This is a genomic window from Pseudomonas sp. BF-R-30 (assembly GCF_019956175.1).
GTDB lineage: Bacteria > Pseudomonadota > Gammaproteobacteria > Pseudomonadales > Pseudomonadaceae > Aquipseudomonas > Aquipseudomonas jessenii.
Map to the genome: position 1 here is coordinate 65532 of NZ_JAHBDE010000002.1, position 16642 is coordinate 82173.

14 protein-coding genes and 2 pseudogenes are annotated in these 16642 nt (G+C 58.2%); 4 read left to right on the forward strand and 12 right to left on the reverse strand.

Features of this window, described 5'->3' with window-relative positions:
- Nucleotides 1–37 precede the first annotated feature (37 nt).
- The 4 genes and pseudogenes from KGB20_RS01155 to KGB20_RS01175 all read right to left on the reverse strand — a co-directional run bounded on the left by KGB20_RS01155 (nucleotide 38) and on the right by KGB20_RS01175 (nucleotide 2740).
- The gene (locus KGB20_RS01155; protein WP_191628332.1) at nucleotides 38–286 is read right to left on the reverse strand and encodes a hypothetical protein; all 249 of its coding nucleotides are present in this window, start codon (nucleotides 284–286) and stop codon (nucleotides 38–40) included.
- A pseudogene (locus KGB20_RS01160) lies at nucleotides 243–605 on the reverse strand (helix-turn-helix domain-containing protein); the annotation flags it as partial. The pseudogene KGB20_RS01160 and the gene KGB20_RS01155, both read right to left, overlap by 44 nt.
- Nucleotides 606–870: 265 nt before the next feature.
- Nucleotides 871–1290 (reverse strand): hypothetical protein, encoded by a 420-nt coding sequence (locus tag KGB20_RS01170; RefSeq protein ID WP_202982167.1) that lies wholly within the window; start codon nucleotides 1288–1290, stop codon nucleotides 871–873.
- Nucleotides 1291–1399: 109 nt separating this feature from the next.
- Nucleotides 1400–2740, reverse strand: coding sequence for an MATE family efflux transporter (locus tag KGB20_RS01175; RefSeq protein WP_223531838.1), 1341 nt, complete (start codon nucleotides 2738–2740; stop codon nucleotides 1400–1402).
- 545 nt (nucleotides 2741–3285) lie between these two features.
- Here KGB20_RS01175 and KGB20_RS01180 point away from each other — a divergent pair.
- Nucleotides 3286–3447 (forward strand): annotated as a pseudogene (locus tag KGB20_RS01180) (helix-turn-helix domain-containing protein); the annotation flags it as partial.
- Nucleotides 3448–3465: 18 nt separating this feature from the next.
- Nucleotides 3466–3882 carry a DUF3010 family protein gene (locus tag KGB20_RS01185; protein ID WP_102670117.1) on the forward strand — a complete coding sequence of 139 codons (417 nt, stop codon included), beginning with the start codon at nucleotides 3466–3468 and terminating at the stop codon, nucleotides 3880–3882.
- A 195-nt stretch (nucleotides 3883–4077) separates the two neighbouring features.
- On the opposite strand, the gene KGB20_RS01190 is transcribed toward KGB20_RS01185, so the two are convergent.
- From KGB20_RS01190 to KGB20_RS01200, 3 genes are all read right to left on the reverse strand, one after another.
- Nucleotides 4078–4407, reverse strand: coding sequence for a hypothetical protein (locus KGB20_RS01190; RefSeq protein WP_032829393.1), 330 nt, complete (start codon nucleotides 4405–4407; stop codon nucleotides 4078–4080).
- A gap of 523 nt (nucleotides 4408–4930) precedes the next feature.
- Nucleotides 4931–5434 (reverse strand): GNAT family N-acetyltransferase, encoded by a 504-nt coding sequence (locus KGB20_RS01195; protein ID WP_154910478.1) that lies wholly within the window; start codon nucleotides 5432–5434, stop codon nucleotides 4931–4933.
- Nucleotides 5435–5506: 72 nt separating this feature from the next.
- On the reverse strand, nucleotides 5507–7453 hold the full coding sequence (locus KGB20_RS01200) for a DNA topoisomerase III (protein WP_263293040.1): 1947 nt from the start codon (nucleotides 7451–7453) through the stop codon (nucleotides 5507–5509).
- A 255-nt stretch (nucleotides 7454–7708) separates the two neighbouring features.
- Between KGB20_RS01200 and KGB20_RS01205 the strand changes: the two genes are divergently transcribed.
- Nucleotides 7709–8077: a DUF427 domain-containing protein gene (locus KGB20_RS01205; protein WP_090454941.1), complete on the forward strand. Its 369-nt coding sequence runs from the start codon at nucleotides 7709–7711 to the stop codon at nucleotides 8075–8077.
- A 54-nt stretch (nucleotides 8078–8131) separates the two neighbouring features.
- On the opposite strand, the gene KGB20_RS01210 is transcribed toward KGB20_RS01205, so the two are convergent.
- The gene (locus KGB20_RS01210; protein WP_057715232.1) at nucleotides 8132–9754 is read right to left on the reverse strand and encodes an MFS transporter; all 1623 of its coding nucleotides are present in this window, start codon (nucleotides 9752–9754) and stop codon (nucleotides 8132–8134) included.
- 135 nt (nucleotides 9755–9889) lie between these two features.
- Nucleotides 9890–11557: a GMC family oxidoreductase gene (locus tag KGB20_RS01215; protein ID WP_154862298.1), complete on the reverse strand. Its 1668-nt coding sequence runs from the start codon at nucleotides 11555–11557 to the stop codon at nucleotides 9890–9892.
- Between the two features lie 132 nt (nucleotides 11558–11689).
- Here KGB20_RS01215 and KGB20_RS01220 point away from each other — a divergent pair, with 132 nt between their 5' ends.
- A complete protein-coding gene (locus tag KGB20_RS01220; protein ID WP_095944100.1) occupies nucleotides 11690–12580 on the forward strand; it encodes a LysR family transcriptional regulator in 891 nt (296 codons plus the stop codon).
- Between the two features lie 105 nt (nucleotides 12581–12685).
- On the opposite strand, the gene KGB20_RS01225 is transcribed toward KGB20_RS01220, so the two are convergent.
- The 3 genes from KGB20_RS01225 to KGB20_RS01235 all read right to left on the reverse strand — a co-directional run bounded on the left by KGB20_RS01225 (nucleotide 12686) and on the right by KGB20_RS01235 (nucleotide 16589).
- Nucleotides 12686–13783, reverse strand: coding sequence for a DNA alkylation repair protein (locus KGB20_RS01225; protein ID WP_154910476.1), 1098 nt, complete (start codon nucleotides 13781–13783; stop codon nucleotides 12686–12688).
- Nucleotides 13784–13944: 161 nt separating this feature from the next.
- Complete coding sequence (locus KGB20_RS01230) at nucleotides 13945–15753, reverse strand: monovalent cation:proton antiporter-2 (CPA2) family protein (protein WP_154910475.1); 1809 nt, start codon at nucleotides 15751–15753, stop codon at nucleotides 13945–13947.
- 170 nt (nucleotides 15754–15923) lie between these two features.
- The gene (locus tag KGB20_RS01235; RefSeq protein WP_154910474.1) at nucleotides 15924–16589 is read right to left on the reverse strand and encodes a LuxR C-terminal-related transcriptional regulator; all 666 of its coding nucleotides are present in this window, start codon (nucleotides 16587–16589) and stop codon (nucleotides 15924–15926) included.
- Nucleotides 16590–16642 lie beyond the last annotated feature (53 nt).

The window sequence follows — 16642 nt, forward strand, 5'->3', positions numbered from 1 at the left end:
AAGGGCGGTCACTTTCTTCAACAATCGGCGGTGCTGATCACGCGGTCTTGATCACTTTGGCCGATACGGCACAAGTGCTTGGATGCTCGACCGGCGACACGAAGCTTCGGCTGTCGGCATCCAGCGCGTCGATCGAACCCTGCTCGCGATGGGCGTTAACGATTACGCGTGCTACCTGAATGAACGCGTCGCCCAGGCGTTTTTCGCGAGCAGAGCTCGCTTCTACAGCGGATCTCGAGTGTTCATGCTTTTGCGGTACGCCGGTCTTCTCGTGGGCACCGTGCATATTTCGCCCGATAACTGCGGGTGAAATACGACGGCGATTCAAACCCGCAGGCAATGCTCACTTCCAGCACACTCATGTCGGTCTGACGCAGCAACTGCCGCGCCTTTTCCAGCCGCAAGCGCAGATAGATATTGGCTAATAGCGGTGAAATAGGCGCACCTTGTGGTGTGCCCTGCTTCGCAGGAGTTCGCTTTCCGTTTTCAAGAACACCTGTACGCAGCCATCGGACTATTAACGCTAACACCCGTCGATCCGCGATTCGGTGTTGCAGAAAGCACATCATCCACTCGTGATCGATGGTGTCAAAGAACGCGCGAATAGTTGAGCGGGCTACTCACATTGAAGTCGGTGGTGTGTGTGGAGCGCTTACTCATAACCCAAGGCGGGAGCTGTATGCGGTAATTCCGCACGTACGGATCTGTGCGGGGGTGGCAGTTGGCTGCCATTCCTACCGCGACCAGTTGATCTCGCGTCCTGCAGTTATGAAACGCGGATCCATGAAAACCGCGCACAGAGTATTGAGTGGGGGCACATTGTCCCAGCCTGGCAGTTTGATCATCAGCGGCAACGCTGGCAAAAACGGGTTAAGAAACCTCCCTCTCGAAAAAGAACGCAGTCTCCCCAAAAGCCGGTTTTAGTTGATCGAACCACGTAGCATCGGGATCAAATCGTGCGAAGAATGGCCTCTGCACCCAATCCGGGTTTCGTGCTTGGATAAAACGTAAAACAAACACCTTTTCTCCTCGAATTTCAGCTAAACCGCAGACCTCAACTTTCCCCGGATCTGCGCTCATCGAAGGTCCTCTGGCAGTCCTGGCAATACCTGAAACTTGTTTGACCGCGTCCCGGTAAATTTCCCACGCACATACAAGAGGGACTTCAAAATACCGGCGGGCCCCGGTATCACGCTCGATAAACATATAGTAAGGAATAATACCTAATTGGATTTGCGTCTGCCAAAGTCGCGCCCAGACATCAGCAGAGTCATTGATATGAGCCAGCAACGGGCCCTGGCTACGTATTTGAGCGCCGGTTTGTCGAACACGAAGAATAGCCTCTCGAGCAATGGCAGGCTCAGTATGTAATTTATACCTCGAATGCCGTATAGATTTCTCATGCCGCAACCTGCGCCGGAGCTTTGTATCGGATCCATCTAAATAGAAGTAGAGAGAACAGCGCTATAAGTCCAAGCCCTACGCCACACCATACACCCGCTGCTCCTAGGTCAGTATAAAATGCCAAGAAGAGAGCGAGCGGTAGCCCCACTAGCCAAAAACAAATAATCGAAAGCAACATCGGAAAGACGGTTTGTTTCAAGCCCCTAAATATACCGAGCAGTACCATTTGACTTCCATCAAAGAAATGGAAGATTCCTAAAATGCAGACAAAAAGGCTAGAAAGCTTGATAAACTCGTCATCTCCACCTTCACCGCGAGCAACAAATAGCTGAACAATATCATGGGAAAAAATAATCAGGATAGAAGATATTACAGTGAGTACTATCCAGCTGAGCCATAAAGCACTCCATCCGGCGTCACTCGTCCGCCGCGAATACACCCCCAAAGGAGAGCAGAGGCTTATTCTCGTAGTAGAAGCTTGAGAAATGCCATTAGGTATTGTAAATACGACTTGAAGAACTTGCATTGCGATACCATGAGCAGCCAACGCAACGACTCCAAACTTACCCACTATGATTGTGAGGATGAAGAAAAATAGCGTGTCATTTGCCTGCGTTAAAGAGACCGGAATACCGTTTCTTAAAATAGGCAGCATCAACCACCCTCTCACTACTGTCAATTTTATACAGTGCTGCCGCCCCCTGAACTGCGGATTCATTAAGCCTAATATGACCAGCAATATACAAAGCAAAATGTTTGTTAGCGTCGTGGCGATACCTGCACCGAACAAACCCAAGGGGGGTATCCACAAAAAACCAAATATTAGAATCAGGTTGGCAACGAAGTTAAAGATCGATGCTATAATAATTGCGATAACTGTATATCGCGCTGATCCCATTATTGATAAAACATTTCTGAGGTGTACAAATAAAATCGCTGGACCGATGCTCCACATCAGGCTATTCATGTATCTCTGAGCTTCGAGAGATAAAAGCGGATCCTGGCCAAAAAAAACTAATATTTCTTTCGTAAAATAGAGCATTGCTAAGCATATTAAAAATGCAGCTGCTATGAGCTGAATGCAGCTGGTTGATACAGATGCATATTGTTCTTCTTTTGCCGTAAATACCAATGCATCAGTAATAAACGGGATTGTAGAAATGAGTAGCCCGGAAAATAATAAAAACAGAAGATAGTAGAGGCCCTGTGCCAAAGTCGACGCAGCTAACGCCTCGGTACTAATCCATCCAGCCATTATTACGTCCGTAGTCGCAATAATCACATGCGCGATATTGCCAGATACAAAGGCTAGCGAGAGCCGGGAACTCTCGCGCATCTCGGATGTATATCTACGGGAAAGCCTCGCGGCACGGTTAAATGTCAGTGATGATGTCAAGACTGTACTCCCGGTCTAGGTGCTTATCCTATGTGAACTCCCACGGCGAAGTTGCACGCTGAATCCTCCTGTCATTACGAGGTTGGCTGCCCGCGGTTGCCACGCGGTAGATAGCTGTGGGCGGATGAGCGTTGGCGTAAGCCCGTTGTTGTTCAATAATCCTCAAGGCGTCTTTGTTCGCCCCTTCAAGTTGCTGCGAGAAAAGGTAATCTTCTTAGCTGCGAACAAAATCAGGGGAGGCTTCATTGGTGTACAAAGGGGAGAGGGGAGCATTCATTTCCAGACTCCTTATCTGAAGGGTGTCCATGAATGATGCGGCACAAACTAAATAATTCGTACCGCCGAATTCACAGTCACAGGAAGGAAAAGGAAACTTCGCAGTACTGCGATACTAAAAATCCTACAGAAATTTCTGCTCGATAAGGCGCAAGACAATTTCGATCAAGCTTTCACAGTCCGCTGATCTTCCCTCGAACAGCGCTCCATGGCGCAAGCACTTGAGCCTTACACAGGATGAAGTGGCCAAACGGATGGGTGTCTCTCAGCCGGCATTTGCCCAGCAAGAGACCGTCTCAAAGCCTCGGAAGGCCACTCGCAAAAAAATAGCAGCGGCGTTTGGTATTACCGCTAATCAACTTGAGATTTAGGCTGTGAAAGGGATCGAAATGAAAATCTGCGGCATCGAAATCAAAGGCAGCGAAGCGATCATCGCCGTGGCCGCCCTCGACGGTCAGGCGTTGAATCACGTCGCGCTCGCCACCAAGAAAATTGCCCTGGACGATGATGAGGAAGCCGCCAACGTCAAAGTGTTTGCCGCGCAGATTGCGTCGTTCGTGCGCGAGAATTCGATAGATCGGATCGCGACCAAGAAGCGCAGCAAGAAGGGTGAGTTTGCCGGTGGGCCGACCACGTTCAAGATCGAAGGGGATTTGCAGTTGCTGGACAATTGCGAGGTGGCGCTGCTGTCGCCGCAGACCATCAATGCCCAGGCCAAGAAGCACGGGTTTGAGCTGTCGGCGACGCTGAATAAGTATCAGCATGAGGCTTATAAAGCCGCCTGCTCGGCGTTACTGAAGAAGTAACCTTCAACCCAAGGAGCCGGCTTGCCGGCGATGGACTCAAGTGCGCCGCGTTTATCCGGTTTACACGCGTTATCGTTAACGACTATCGCTGGCAAGCCAGCTCCTGCAAGAGACCGTGTCCTGGTCGAAAACAAGGCCTGCTCCTTATCGGGAGCAGGCCTTGTTTATCAATAAGTCAGTAATGACTCATCTTAATCAGTAGAACCGGTCAATCACCCGAACTTCGTTCTGGTTCTGCATCGAGGCCCAGGCCTGTTTCAGGGTTTGCAGAACATTACCGATGAAGTCCTTGTCGGCCGCGGCCTTCTTGCCGACATAGCCCTGGCCGCGACGGTACATCTTCAGTCGGGCGAGCAGGTTCTGGTTGTTCTGGTCGAACTCTGCTTCATGGGCGTGCGGCGACAGGCAGTCGATATGAACCTGGCCACACTTGCTGATCCAGAGAATATGGTTGTCGTGGCTGTCTTTCTTTGCAGCGAAGATACGAGCCAGTTCATCGATAGTTGGTTGATTGTTCAGATTCATCATAAAGCCCCTTGACCAATTGGTGATCTTTCAAAGTTGATTCGCTAATACAGGTAGCCCATCGGTTAGTTGATCCCTGGCACCGAAACCAGGACGTCAGCGTTCGACCGCCTTATCGGGCGGGGTCCTGCGTCTGTTGCATGTAGTCGTGTTGAATAACTGCTACGCAATAGCGTCACAACGAAGAGAAGCGGCGAAAACCTTAAGGCCACTGCCGACATTTTCAGGGTCGGCCACAAGCTTCATGAGGATTGCTCGCCAAGACTTCTCGCCCTTGTACTGGACGTTCAGGCCAGGTCAGCTTCTTCAATCTGCCTTGTGGGCAGCGTGTATCCGGGAAAAACAGCTCGGCGGTCAGACGAGCTTGCTCAAACGTGTTGCCTGTACTCCCGATCGGGGAGACGTCTGCATCATGCAAGGGCAAATCGGAGGCGTCAACGGTTTTGTAGTGAATATTTTTAGTCACTACATATTGTCGGACAAAGCTGTTGGGAATTAGCGGGTGGAGTCGAAGGTGTGTCGGTCAGGACGACAAAGGCGGACACTCAAAGCGGTAAAAAGTGCAGGGATAGCGGTCAACCATCTGCTGATGTAAGGTGAGCCCGGCAACGTTGAGCTCCGGCATCACGGTGGCCCAGAACAGGCGCGCCGGCTGATTCGCCTCGATGTGGAAAATCTGCCATTGACCGGGGAATTGACTCAAGAGGGTGGAAACGACAAATCGCGCGACACCCTGGCCACGGAAGCGTCGACTGACAAACAGGTAGCCGATGTTGTAGTCGGCGCCGGGTAGATGGACCTGGTTATCCACGGTCACGAAGCCAGCCAATTCACCGTCGACCTCGATCAGGAAGGGGCGGGTAGCCGGGTTTCGCCAGTAGTCGGGCATGGGCAGGATGTTGAAGAAACCGTATTCGCCGAGTTTCAGCGGTAACCATTCGCTGAAGTCGTAGGTGTAGAACTGCATCAGGTTCTCGATGGTTTCCAGTTCATCCCGTTGGGCGGCGTGCAGTTCTATCGAAGGCATACGGGTTGGCTCCAGTTACGCCGGGGCAGGTACACCCTTCATTATGGTTGGCCACAAGGTTCGGTGTCGGGTTCAGGTTTTGCTTGCCGGCTTTGCCCCGCGCCTGGTGCCACTCGATGGTTTGCGCGGGGCGCTCTTGCGCTTTTTCTTCCATGGAGTTGCGGCGCGCCCGCCGGGCGGTGGACCGCTGATGGTCAGGCTCAGGCCGGCACAGCGACTGACCTGCTTGCTCATCCACGCCGCCTGTTTGGTGACGAACTCTTCCAGGCTCATTTCCCCGCTTTGCACCATGTCCAGCGCCTGTTCCCAGATCGCCGTGGTACCCGGATCGGCGATGGCCCGGGGTACGGCGTCGATCAGGCTGAACGCGGCCGGCGTGGCGGCCAGGGCCTTGCCGTTCTTGACCAGATAACCACGGTCGAGCAGGCCCTGAATGATCGACGCACGCGTCGCTTCGGTGCCGATGCCGGTGGTGTCCTTGAGCTTTTGCTTGAGCAGCGGGTCTTGCACCAGTTTGGCGACATTCTTCATGGCCTTGATCAGGTCGCCTTCCGTAAACGGCTTTGGCGGTTGCGTCCAGAGGTCCTTGAATTGCACGCCGGCCACTGCGCAGTCGATGCCTTCGGCCAGGTTGGGCAGAGTCTGCGGTGCCGGGGCTTCGCGCCCCTTGGCCGGAGCCAGTGCTTCGGGCAGGGCGCGTTTCCAGCCCGGCTCGATGATCTGCTTTCCGACAGCGCGCAAGGCCTCGCCGGCACAGTCGAAATCGGCCTGGGTGCGGTCGTATTCGTGATTGGGCAGGAACTGCGCCAGGTATCGGGCTCGGATCAGGGTGTAGACCGCACGCTGTTTGCCCGCCAGACGTTCGAGGTTCTTCGCCGCAGCCGTGGGGATGATGCCGTGGTGCGCGCTGACCTTGGCATCGTTCCAGGCCCGTGAGCGCCGTTGCGGATCAAGGTGATCGTGCAAGGCGTTCAACGCCGGATCGGCCTGACGCAATGCCGCCAGAATGGCCGGAGCCTCGCTGTGCTGACTCAGGGGCAAGTAGCCGCAATCACTGCGCGGATAGGTAATGACTTTGTGGGTCTCGTACAGCGCCTGGGCAATGTCGAGGGTTTCCTGGGCGCCGAGGCCGAGTTTCTTTGAGCAGACCTCCTGCAGGGTACCCAGGTCGAACGGCAGCGGGGCCACTTCGCGCATCCGTTCGGTGCGCAGTTTGATCACCCGCGCACTGGCCGCGCCGCTCATGGCGGCCGCAGCTTGTTGCGCCAATGCCTGATTCAGACAGCGGTCCTGGTCGTCGCAAAGCTCGGATGCCGCGCGCCATTGCGCCGTGAACGCGGTGCCGTTGTGCAGCAGTTGCACGTCGATGGCCCAATAGGGGACGGGCACAAAGTCGGCGATGCTGCGATCGCGATCCACCACCAGGCGCAAGGTCGGCGTTTGCACCCGCCCGACCGGCAGCACGCCTTGATAGCCAGACTGGCGCCCCAGCAGGGTGAACAGCCGACTCATGTTCATGCCGATCAGCCAGTCGGCCCGGGAACGCCCCAGGGCCGAGTGATAGAGGCTGAAGGTCTCGTTCCCCGGTTTGAGGGCCGCGAGGGCCTTGCGGATGGACGCATCGTCCAGCGCCGACAACCAGAGCCGGCGGATCGGCCCGCGATAGCGGCAATGCTCCACCAGTTCCCGGGCGATCATCTCGCCCTCGCGGTCGGCGTCCGTGGCAATGATCAGTTCGGACGCTTCACCGAGCAGGCGCTTGACCGCCTTGTACTGGCTGGCGGTGCGCGGCTTGACGGTCATTTTCCATTTTTCGGGAATGATCGGCAGGTCGGCCAGCACCCAGCGCTTGTAGCGCGCGTCGTAGGCATCCGGCGGTGCGGTTTCCAGCAAGTGGCCGATGCACCAGGTCACCGTGACGCCCGTTCCCAGCCAACAGCCATCGCCCCGGCGCCGGGCGCCGAGGACTGCTGCAATGTCTTTGGCCTGGGAAGGTTTTTCACAGAGGTACAGCCGCATAACCACCATCGTCGATCAGTGTGCCAGAGATGCACAGAATGGCGCTTGATGAACGATGGAGCAATCTTTATCTGTATGGATGTACAGGTTTGTGTGTCGCTCCCGTTCGGCTGCGAAGCAGTCGCGAGGGTAAAACTTGGGTTATACCTGATAAATCGTGGTTTCAGGTTTTGGGGCTGCTGCGCAGCCCATCGCGGGCAAGCCACGCTGCCACATCGATTTGCAGGTCCATTACCGTCATGAGGAACGTTTTCCATGAAAAGCTCCGGTCCTAGCCCTGTCATCACCATCGCCGAGCAGCCTGGCTGTCTGTTGGTAAAATTTCATGGCATTCAAGTGGCCGCCTCGGCGCGGGCCCTGGTGTTGCTGGAGGCCAACTACCCGCCGGTGTACTACGTGCCGCGAGAGGACATCGACGAGAAGTATTTCGCCCGCACCGACCACACCAGTTATTGCCCCTACAAGGGCGATGCCAGCTATTTCAGCCTGCAGGTGCCGGGGCATGAAAGCGCCAACGCGGTGTGGAGTTACGAAAACCCCAAGATATCTGTCGAACAGATTCGAGAGTACGTGGCGTTCTACCCGGATCAAGTGAAGTTCGAGTTGCTTGACGCCGAAGTTTGATCGGGTTTGATCGCCGCGACGAGGGAGCCAGCTCCCTCGTCGCGGGCAATGACCTCAGTTCTTGTCGAGATCGACGTTGCGCGTTTCACGCAAGCAAATCATCCCCACCACCAGGCTCACCCCGGTGATCACCACCGGATACCACAGTCCGTAGAAGATATCCCCGGTGTACACCACCAACGCGAACGACACGGTCGGCAGGAAGCCGCCGAACCAGCCGTTGCCGATGTGGTAGGGCAGGGACATCGAGGTGTAGCGGATGCGGGTCGGGAACAGTTCAACCATCAACGCCGCCAGCGGGCCGTAGCACATCGCGGAGATGATGATCAGCGCGACGATCAGCGCCACGATCATCGGCTTGTTGATCTGCTGCATGTCCGCCTGTTGCGGGTAACCGGCGAGGGTCACGGCACCGCGCAGGGCGGCTTCGTCGAACCCGTCGATCTTCACGTCACCGACGCTCACCTGCACGTCACTGCCGGCCGGTGCGACAGCACTCTGGTACGGCAGGCCCTGCTTGACCAGGAAGGTCTTGACCTTGTCGCACGGGCTGTCGAATTTCGCCTTGCCCACCGGGTCGAACTGGAAGGTGCAGGTGGCCGGGTCGGCCATCACGGTGATCGGTGCCTGGCGGCTGGCCTGGTCGATGGCCGGGTTGGCGTAATGGGCCAGGGTCTTGAAGATCGGGAAGTACAGGGCGGTGGCCAGCAGCAGGCCGATCATGAGTACCGGTTTACGCCCGACCTTGTCCGACAGCCAGCCAAAGAAAATGAAGAAGGGGGCGCCGATGGTCACGCTGACGATCAGCAAACCGTTGGCCACGGCCGGGTCCATTTTCAGGAACTGGGTGAGGAAGAACAGCACATAGAATTGCGCGGCGTAGAAGGTCACCGCTTGCCCGGCATTGATGCTGAACAGGGCGATCAACACCACCTTGAGGTTTTCCCACTTGCCGAAGGAGTCGCGAATCGGCTGTTTGCACAGCTTGCCTTCTTCTTTCATTTTCACGAAGGCCGGCGATTCATGCAGGCTCAGGCGAATCCAGGTCGAGATGCCCAGCAGCACGATGGAAAACAGGAACGGAATGCGCCAGCCCCAGACTTCGAACTGATCGCCGGTGAAGTAACGGCAGCCCAGCACCACCAGCAGCGACAGCAGCAGGCCCAGGGTCGCGGTGGATTGAATCCAGCTGGTGTGGAAGCCGCGCTTGCCGATGGGCGCGTGCTCGGCGACGTAGGTCGCGGCGCCGCCGTATTCACCGCCCAGGGCCAGGCCCTGGAGCATGCGCAGCACCACCAGGATGATCGGCGCGGCGATGCCGATGCTGGCGTAGGTCGGCAGCAGCCCGACACAGAACGTCGCCAGGCCCATGAGGACGATGGTGGCGAGGAAGGTGTACTTGCGCCCGATCATGTCCCCCAACCGACCGAACACCAGCGCGCCGAACGGCCGCACGATAAAGCCGGCGGCGAAGGCCATCAGCGCAAAGATAAACGCCGTTGTGTCGTTGACCCCGGCGAAAAACTGCTTGCTGATCACCGCCGCGAGGGCGCCATAGAGGAAAAAGTCGTACCACTCGAAGACTGTCCCGAGGGACGAGGCAAAGATGACTTTCTGGGTTTCCTGACTGGTGCCCGCGCTACGCACGGCTTCCAGGGTTTGAACGTTCTCTGACATACCGGTATCCCTCACAGTGATTGTTTTTGTTGTTCCACTGGTGTTGCGTGTTCCATTTCAGGGGTAATGCTCAGTGTCCGTGAATCTAATGCGATCCTTGTGGGAGCGGGCTTGCTCGCGAAAGCGGTGGATCATTCACATTGATGTTGAATGACACGACGCCTTCGCGAGCAAGCCCGCTCCCACAGGTGATGTGTTTACAACAGGGTTGAGGATCAATTGTGCAGCCTTCTCGGCAATCATCAGCGTCGGCGAGCAGGTGTTGCCGGAGGTGATGCGCGGCATGATCGAGGCATCGGCAATGCGCAGGCCGGGGATGCCATGGACCTTGAGTTGCGCATCGACCACGGCGTCGGCGTCATTGCCCATGCGGCAGGTGCCCACCGGATGGAAAATCGTGGTGCCGATCCGCGCGGCGGCTTCGTGCAGCTGTTCTTCGCTTTGCAGGCTGTCGCCGGGCAGGTACTCCACCGGATTGAAGGCACGCAGGGCCGGGGCGGCGACGATGCGCCGGGTCAGGCGAATGGCGTCGGCGGCGACCCGCAGGTCTTGCGGGTGGCTCAGGTAATTGGGTTGGATCAGCGGGGCTTCTTGCGGATCGGCCGAGCGGATTTCCACCCGGCCACGGCTTTGCGGGCGCAAATCACAGACCGAGGCAGTGAACGCCGGGAAGGCATGCAGCGGTTCGCCAAAGCGCTCCAGCGACAGCGGCTGCACGTGGTATTCGAGGTTGGCTGAAGTCTGCTCCGGCCCCGAGCGGGCAAAGGCGCCCAACTGGCTCGGCGCCATGGACAGCGGGCCGCTGCGGTCATACAGGTAGCGCAGGCCCATGCCCAGCTTGCCCCACAGGCTGCCGGCGATCTGGTTCAGGGTGCGGGCATTTTCCAGCTTGTAGATCAGCCGCAGTTGCAGGTGATCTTGCAGGTTGCCACCGACGCCGGGTAACTCATGGGCGACGCCAATGCCCAGCCGCTCAAGCAGTGGACGCGGGCCGATGCCGGAGCGTTGCAGGATGCTGGGCGAACCGACCGAGCCGGCACACAGGACGATCTCCTTGCGCGCCTTGAAGGTTTTTGCCTGGCCTTGCCAGCGGGCGCTGACCGCCGAGGCGCGGCCATTGTCCAGCAACACGCGGTCGACTTCGACACCGGTCAGCACGGTGAGATTGGGGCGTTGGCCAATGGGTTTGAGAAAGGCCTTGGACGCGTTCCAGCGGATGCCGGCCTTCTGATTGACCTGGAAATAACCGCAACCTTCGTTATCGCCCTGGTTGAAGTCATCGATGCTGGCGATGCCGCTTTGCTCGGCGGCACTGCGGAACGCATCGAGAATCGGCCATGACAAGCGCTGGCGTTCGACCCGCCATTCGCCCGCGGCGCCGTGAAACTCGGCGGCGCCGGCAAAGTGATTTTCACTCTGCTTGAACAGTGGCAATACGTCTCGCCAGCTCCAGCCAGGATTGCCGTCGGCGGCCCAGCCGTCGTAGTCGCCGGCCTGGCCGCGCATGTAGATCATGCCGTTGATGGAGGAGCAGCCCCCCAGCACCTTGCCGCGCGGGTAGCTCAGGGCGCGACCTTGCAGGCCCGGTTGCGCTTCGGTCTTGAAGCACCAGTCGGTGCGCGGGTTGCCGATGCAGAACAGGTAACCCACGGGGATGTGAATCCACGCATAGTTGTCGCGGCCGCCGGCCTCGAGCAGCAACACGCGATGTTGCGCATCGGCCGACAGTCGATTGGCCAGCAGACACCCGGCCGGCCCGGCCCCGACCACGATGTAATCGAATTCATCTAGGGAAGCCTGCATCCCTGACCTCGTGTTGTTGTTCTTGTTGTCTGTCATCCTAGTTGTTAGCTTTCGTCAAAAGAATGTTAGTTTTTGCGCAGCTGCTGTGCGTTTTTAAACAGCATCCCGAACGGCAACGAACAAGGACGATTCATGTTCGACTGGAATGACCTGCGGTTTTTTCTCGAATTGCAGCGCAGCGGGCGTTTGCTCACGGCAGCCCGTCGTTTGAACACCACCCATGCCACCGTGGCGCGGCACATCGAGGCCATCGAAAAAAGCCTCGGTACGGCGTTGTTCGTCCAGCATGCCCAGGGTTACGAGATGACCCCGGCCGGCGAGGCGTTGCTTAAACACGCCGAGGCGATGGAGAACGTGGCGCTGCTGGCCCAGGAGGAAATCACCCAATCCACCGCGCCGCTGGGCAAGATCCGCGTCGGCGTGACGGAGGGGCTGGGCATCATGTTCCTGGCCAGTCGCATGAACGGCTTGTTCGAACGCTATCCGGGGCTGGAGGTGGAACTGGTGGCGGTGCCGCGCTTTGTCAGCATCCTCAACCGCGAGGCGGAAATCAGCATCCACCTTGAGCGCCCGGCCGCCGACATGCTGGTCACCCGCAAACTCACCGACTATCGCCTGGCGTTGTATGCCAGCCAGGACTATCTCGATCGTTCACCGCCGTTGCGCAGTCGGGAGGACCTGGGGCGTCATGCGTGGATTGGCTATGTCGATGATTTGCTGTTCAGCCAGGAACTGATGTTCCTCAACAGCTTCTGCCGCAACCCTCGGGTGGTGTTTCACAGCACCAGCGTGATCGCCCAGCAACAGGCGGCGCGCTCAGGCCTGGGGATCGCCGTGCTGCCGTGCTATATGGCCAGCGCTGATCCCGGTCTGGTGCCGCTGCTGCCGGACGAAAGCATCCAGCGCAGCTACTGGATCAGCACCCGCCGGGAACTGCACAAATCGGTGCGGCTGCGGGTGTTGTGGGATTATGTGGTGCAGATGTGTGAGCGGGAGCAGGGGTTGTTGTTGGGCGGTGCCTGAACTGGCGTCTTCGCGAGCAAGCCCGCTCCCACAGGGGGCCGCATTCCAATGTGGGAGCGGGCTTGCTCGCGAAGGCGGTGGCACATACAGAATTGATCTTATGGTTTAACCGAGAATCTCGAACGCCGTGCTGGCCAGCCGTTCACCATTGACCATGATGTGCACCGCATGGCGCCCCGCATAATGCCGGCGGGTGGTGAGTTCCTTGATCTGCTGACCACGGCTGACGGCTTCGACGGCGTTGCCCGGCAGCGTCAGCGCCTTGAGCTTGAACACCTTCGCCGAGGTGCTGCCGTTGGCCTTGACGTAATCGATGGCGTAGTCGATCACCAGGCGCTGGCTGCTTTGAACGGTGGATTTGACGGCAAACGACAGGGTGATTTTTTCTCCGAGGCCAATCACCGGCGGTTCGACTTTTACATCAACGATCTCGACTTCAGGCTTGCCGCCCGCGCCGATGATCGCCAGTGCCCGCCGGTTGCCCTGTTTGATCAGGCTGCGCAGGGCGTGTTTGGCGATCCATGCGGTGTGCCGGTTGTCCAGCGACCAGCCTTCGATCAGGTCCAGCACCCAGTCGGGATGATCCTTGGTGATGTCGTTGAGGTGGTTGGCCACGGATTTGCGTACGTACAGGCTCGTGTCGGCCTTGAGGTTGTCGAGGATGTTCGCGGCCAGTGTCGGATCGGCCTGGATGGGCTCCAGCCGGAATGACCAGGGCAGGCGTGGCCGGCATCCTTCACTGGCCAGGCGCCGCACATGCTCGTTGTCATCCAGCGACCAGGCATGCATCAGCTTGAGCGAGCGCTCGAGGTCACTGCGCAGAAAGTGACGGATTGCGAACTCCGAAGAGCCAAAAGCGGTGAAGTACTTCAGTGCGTCCATCGACTGATCGAACGCATGGGCGCCGTAGCTGGCGACAAAGTGCGGCAGGCACATGCTGACGAAGCCGCTGTTCAGGCGCGGGGCGAGGGCGCGCAGTACCTGCAGCGACGCTTCATAGTCCAGCGGCAACACCGCGTGCAGGCATTCGCTGACCCGGGCCATGCGTTGCATGACACTGAGGTCTGCCAGGCCGGTTTGGGCAAGCTTCAGAAAGCGCTTGGCTTCGAATGCCGGATAGACCGCGGTCATCTCGGAGGCGATGTGACTGAGGCGCTCGGTGTTGAAGATTTCCTTGAGGGCGGGGGCAGGTTGGTCAGTCATGGTGGATTCCTTTGAAATGATTGTTTATCCAATGCACCGCGTTATCGTTCTTCGCGAGCAAGCCCGCTCCCACAAGGGGGCTCTGTCAGGCTCAATATTTGTGAACACCCAAGATCCAATGTGGGAGCGGGCTTGCTCGCGAAGGGGACCTTAAATCCACCTCATTTTGTGCCCACCTGCTCCTGCAGCTGATCCGACTCAAACAACTTCGCCAGTTCGATTCGCGCTTCCTGCGCCGTCTGCATCACTTTCACCGCGTCGTCATACACCGCATGCTGGGCTTCGAGCACCACTTCGTCGTGCTGCTTGAAGCGCTTGATCCGCGCATCCGCCTGAGCCTGGGTCAATCCCAGCCCGATCAGGGTTTGCCGGCTCATTTCCAGGCTCGAATAAAAGGTTTCGCGCACGGCGTGTGCGCCGACGTCCATCAGCCGGTGCACATGCTGACGGTTACGGGCGCGGGCGATGATTTTCATATGCGGATAGAGCTTGCGCACCAGCTCGGCGGTCTTGATGTTGGTGTCCGGGTCGTCGGTGGCGATCACGAAGTACTCGGCTTCCCCGACCTTGGCCGCGTTGAGGATTTCCGGGCGCATCGGGTCGCCGTAGAACACCGGCACGCCACCAAAACTGCGGGACAGTTCGATGGTTTCCACCGAGGTGTCGAGGGCCACGAACTTGATGTTCTGCGCGCGCAGAATCCGCGCAACGATCTGGCCCATGCGACCCATGCCGGCGATCACCACCCGTGGCGCGTCGGCGTCGATTTCGCGGAACTTCTCCGGCACTTCCACCGGTTGCACTTTCGGGCTGACCAACCGTGCGCAGAGCAGCAGCAACAACGGTGTCACGGCCATGGAAAGGGTGATGGTCAGCACCAGCAAGTCATACAGTTCTGCCGCGAACAGCCCGTGATCTCGCCCGATCTTGAATACCACAAAGGCAAATTCACCACCGGCCGCCAGCACGATACCCAAGCGGATCGCGCTGACGTTCTTCAAGCCTCCGGCCAATCGACCGACAATAAACAGCAGCGGCAGTTTGATCGCGATCAGCAACAGGGTCAGGCCCAGCACTGCCACCGGCATGCTCAGCAGCAGACTCAGGTTCGCACCCATGCCGACACTGATGAAAAACAGCCCGAGTAACAGGCCCTTGAACGGTTCGATCTGGGCTTCCAGTTCATGGCGATACTCGGAGTCCGCCAGCAACAGACCGGCGAGGAAGGCCCCCAGGGCCATGGAAATCCCGACCAGCTCCATCAGCCATGCTGTGCCAATCACCACCAGCAACGCCGTGGCGGTGGAGACCTCTGGCAACGCGGTTTTGGTCACCACGCGAAACACCGGTCGCAGCAGATAGCGCCCGCCGATCACCACGACGGCGATGCTGGCCAGCACTTGCAGGCCGTGGTTCAGGTTTTCGCTGGCGGTGGTGCTGTGATCGCCACCGGCCAGCAACGGCACCATGGCGATCAAGGGGATCGCGGCGATGTCCTGAAACAACAGGATCGCGAACGCCAGCCGCCCGTGGGGGCTGGTCAGTTCCTTGCGTTCAGCCAGGCTTTGCAGGCCGAACGCCGTGGACGACAGCGCCAGGCCCAGGCCCAGGACGATCGCGGTGTTCAATGGCTGGCCAAACAGCCACAGCGCCACCACGCCGATCACCGAACCCGTCAGCAGCACTTGGGCCAAGCCCACGCCGAACACTGATTTGCGCATCACCCACAAACGTCGCGGTGACAGTTCCAGGCCGATGATGAACAGCAGCAACACCACGCCGAGTTCGGAAATGTTCGCGACGCTTTGCGGGTTGTCGATCAGGCCCAGCACCGACGGGCCGATGATCACCCCGGCAAACAGATAACCCAGAACCGCCCCCAGTTGCAGGCGCTTGGCTAATGGAACGATGAGTACGGCCGCCATCAGAAACACGACAGCGGCTTGTAGCAGGTTGCCTTCATGGGGCATGGGCGAAACTCCAGGACTCGGGACAGCGGGGGGCGTCAAGGATAAAGGCTGGGTTCCGTGAAGATCCACTGCGGCAGTGGTCTGTTACGCAGATTGATGGCGAATCTTGCCGGCCTCGCAGGAGATGGGTGGGGTAGATCGGGTTTTCGATCAATCTGGAAGGAATCGGCTCAGTCGCCTGTGGAAAGCCCATGCTTGTGTGCGTAGGCGTACAGATCTACGCGATTCGTCAGGCCCAGCTTGCTGTAGATCGATGTCAAATGGTTGCGCAGCGTGTGTTCGCTGATGTGCAGTTTCTCGGCCACCAACTTGCCAGGGGCAGAGGGGTCGCGGGCCAGCGATGCAATGGTTTGCTGCTCGCGGCGCGTTAGCTTGGCGATTTTTTGTTGCTCCGGGTCTATATCGCGCTCGACTTTCTTGCGCGCCAGTTCAAGGAAGATACGGCTGGTCGCATTGCGGTCAATCCAGAGCTCGCCGTCATGCACTTTTTCTATGGCTTTGAGCAATGTCGATGCGGATGCCGACTCCCGCTTATCCACCACGCCACGTGCGCCCGCCAGCACCGCACTGTCATGCAGCGCCACGTCGCTCGACCCTGTCACGACCAGAATCTTGGCTTTGGTCTGTCTGTGCAAGTCGGCCAGTGACTCGATACAGCCCTCGCTGTCCAGGTCCAGCACCACCACATCCGGCGCGTATTGGTGCAGCGAAAGCAGGTATTGCGCCACCGACGCCACCGAACCCGCCAGCGCCAACCTTGGTTGAGCGCTTTCCACCAGACGCTCAAGGCCCCAGGCCACGAGCGGTAGAGCTACTAACAGGACTTGAATTGGCATTCGGGTCGCTGCCTCTTTAGGCGGGTTGTGTTAGCTGATCATGATAGCAATCG

Coding starts and splice junctions, on each gene's coding strand:
- KGB20_RS01155 (WP_191628332.1), bottom strand. CDS start 286: ATGCACGGTGCCCACGAGAAGACCGGCGTACCGCAAAAGCATGAACAC.
- KGB20_RS01175 (WP_223531838.1), bottom strand. CDS start 2,740: ATGCGCGAGAGTTCCCGGCTCTCGCTAGCCTTTGTATCTGGCAATATC.
- KGB20_RS01185 (WP_102670117.1), top strand. CDS start 3,466: ATGAAAATCTGCGGCATCGAAATCAAAGGCAGCGAAGCGATCATCGCC.
- KGB20_RS01190 (WP_032829393.1), bottom strand. CDS start 4,407: ATGAATCTGAACAATCAACCAACTATCGATGAACTGGCTCGTATCTTC.
- KGB20_RS01195 (WP_154910478.1), bottom strand. CDS start 5,434: ATGCCTTCGATAGAACTGCACGCCGCCCAACGGGATGAACTGGAAACC.
- KGB20_RS01200 (WP_263293040.1), bottom strand. CDS start 7,453: ATGCGGCTGTACCTCTGTGAAAAACCTTCCCAGGCCAAAGACATTGCA.
- KGB20_RS01205 (WP_090454941.1), top strand. CDS start 7,709: ATGAAAAGCTCCGGTCCTAGCCCTGTCATCACCATCGCCGAGCAGCCT.
- KGB20_RS01210 (WP_057715232.1), bottom strand. CDS start 9,754: ATGTCAGAGAACGTTCAAACCCTGGAAGCCGTGCGTAGCGCGGGCACC.
- KGB20_RS01215 (WP_154862298.1), bottom strand. CDS start 11,557: ATGCAGGCTTCCCTAGATGAATTCGATTACATCGTGGTCGGGGCCGGG.
- KGB20_RS01220 (WP_095944100.1), top strand. CDS start 11,690: ATGTTCGACTGGAATGACCTGCGGTTTTTTCTCGAATTGCAGCGCAGC.
- KGB20_RS01225 (WP_154910476.1), bottom strand. CDS start 13,783: ATGACTGACCAACCTGCCCCCGCCCTCAAGGAAATCTTCAACACCGAG.
- KGB20_RS01230 (WP_154910475.1), bottom strand. CDS start 15,753: ATGCCCCATGAAGGCAACCTGCTACAAGCCGCTGTCGTGTTTCTGATG.
- KGB20_RS01235 (WP_154910474.1), bottom strand. CDS start 16,589: ATGCCAATTCAAGTCCTGTTAGTAGCTCTACCGCTCGTGGCCTGGGGC.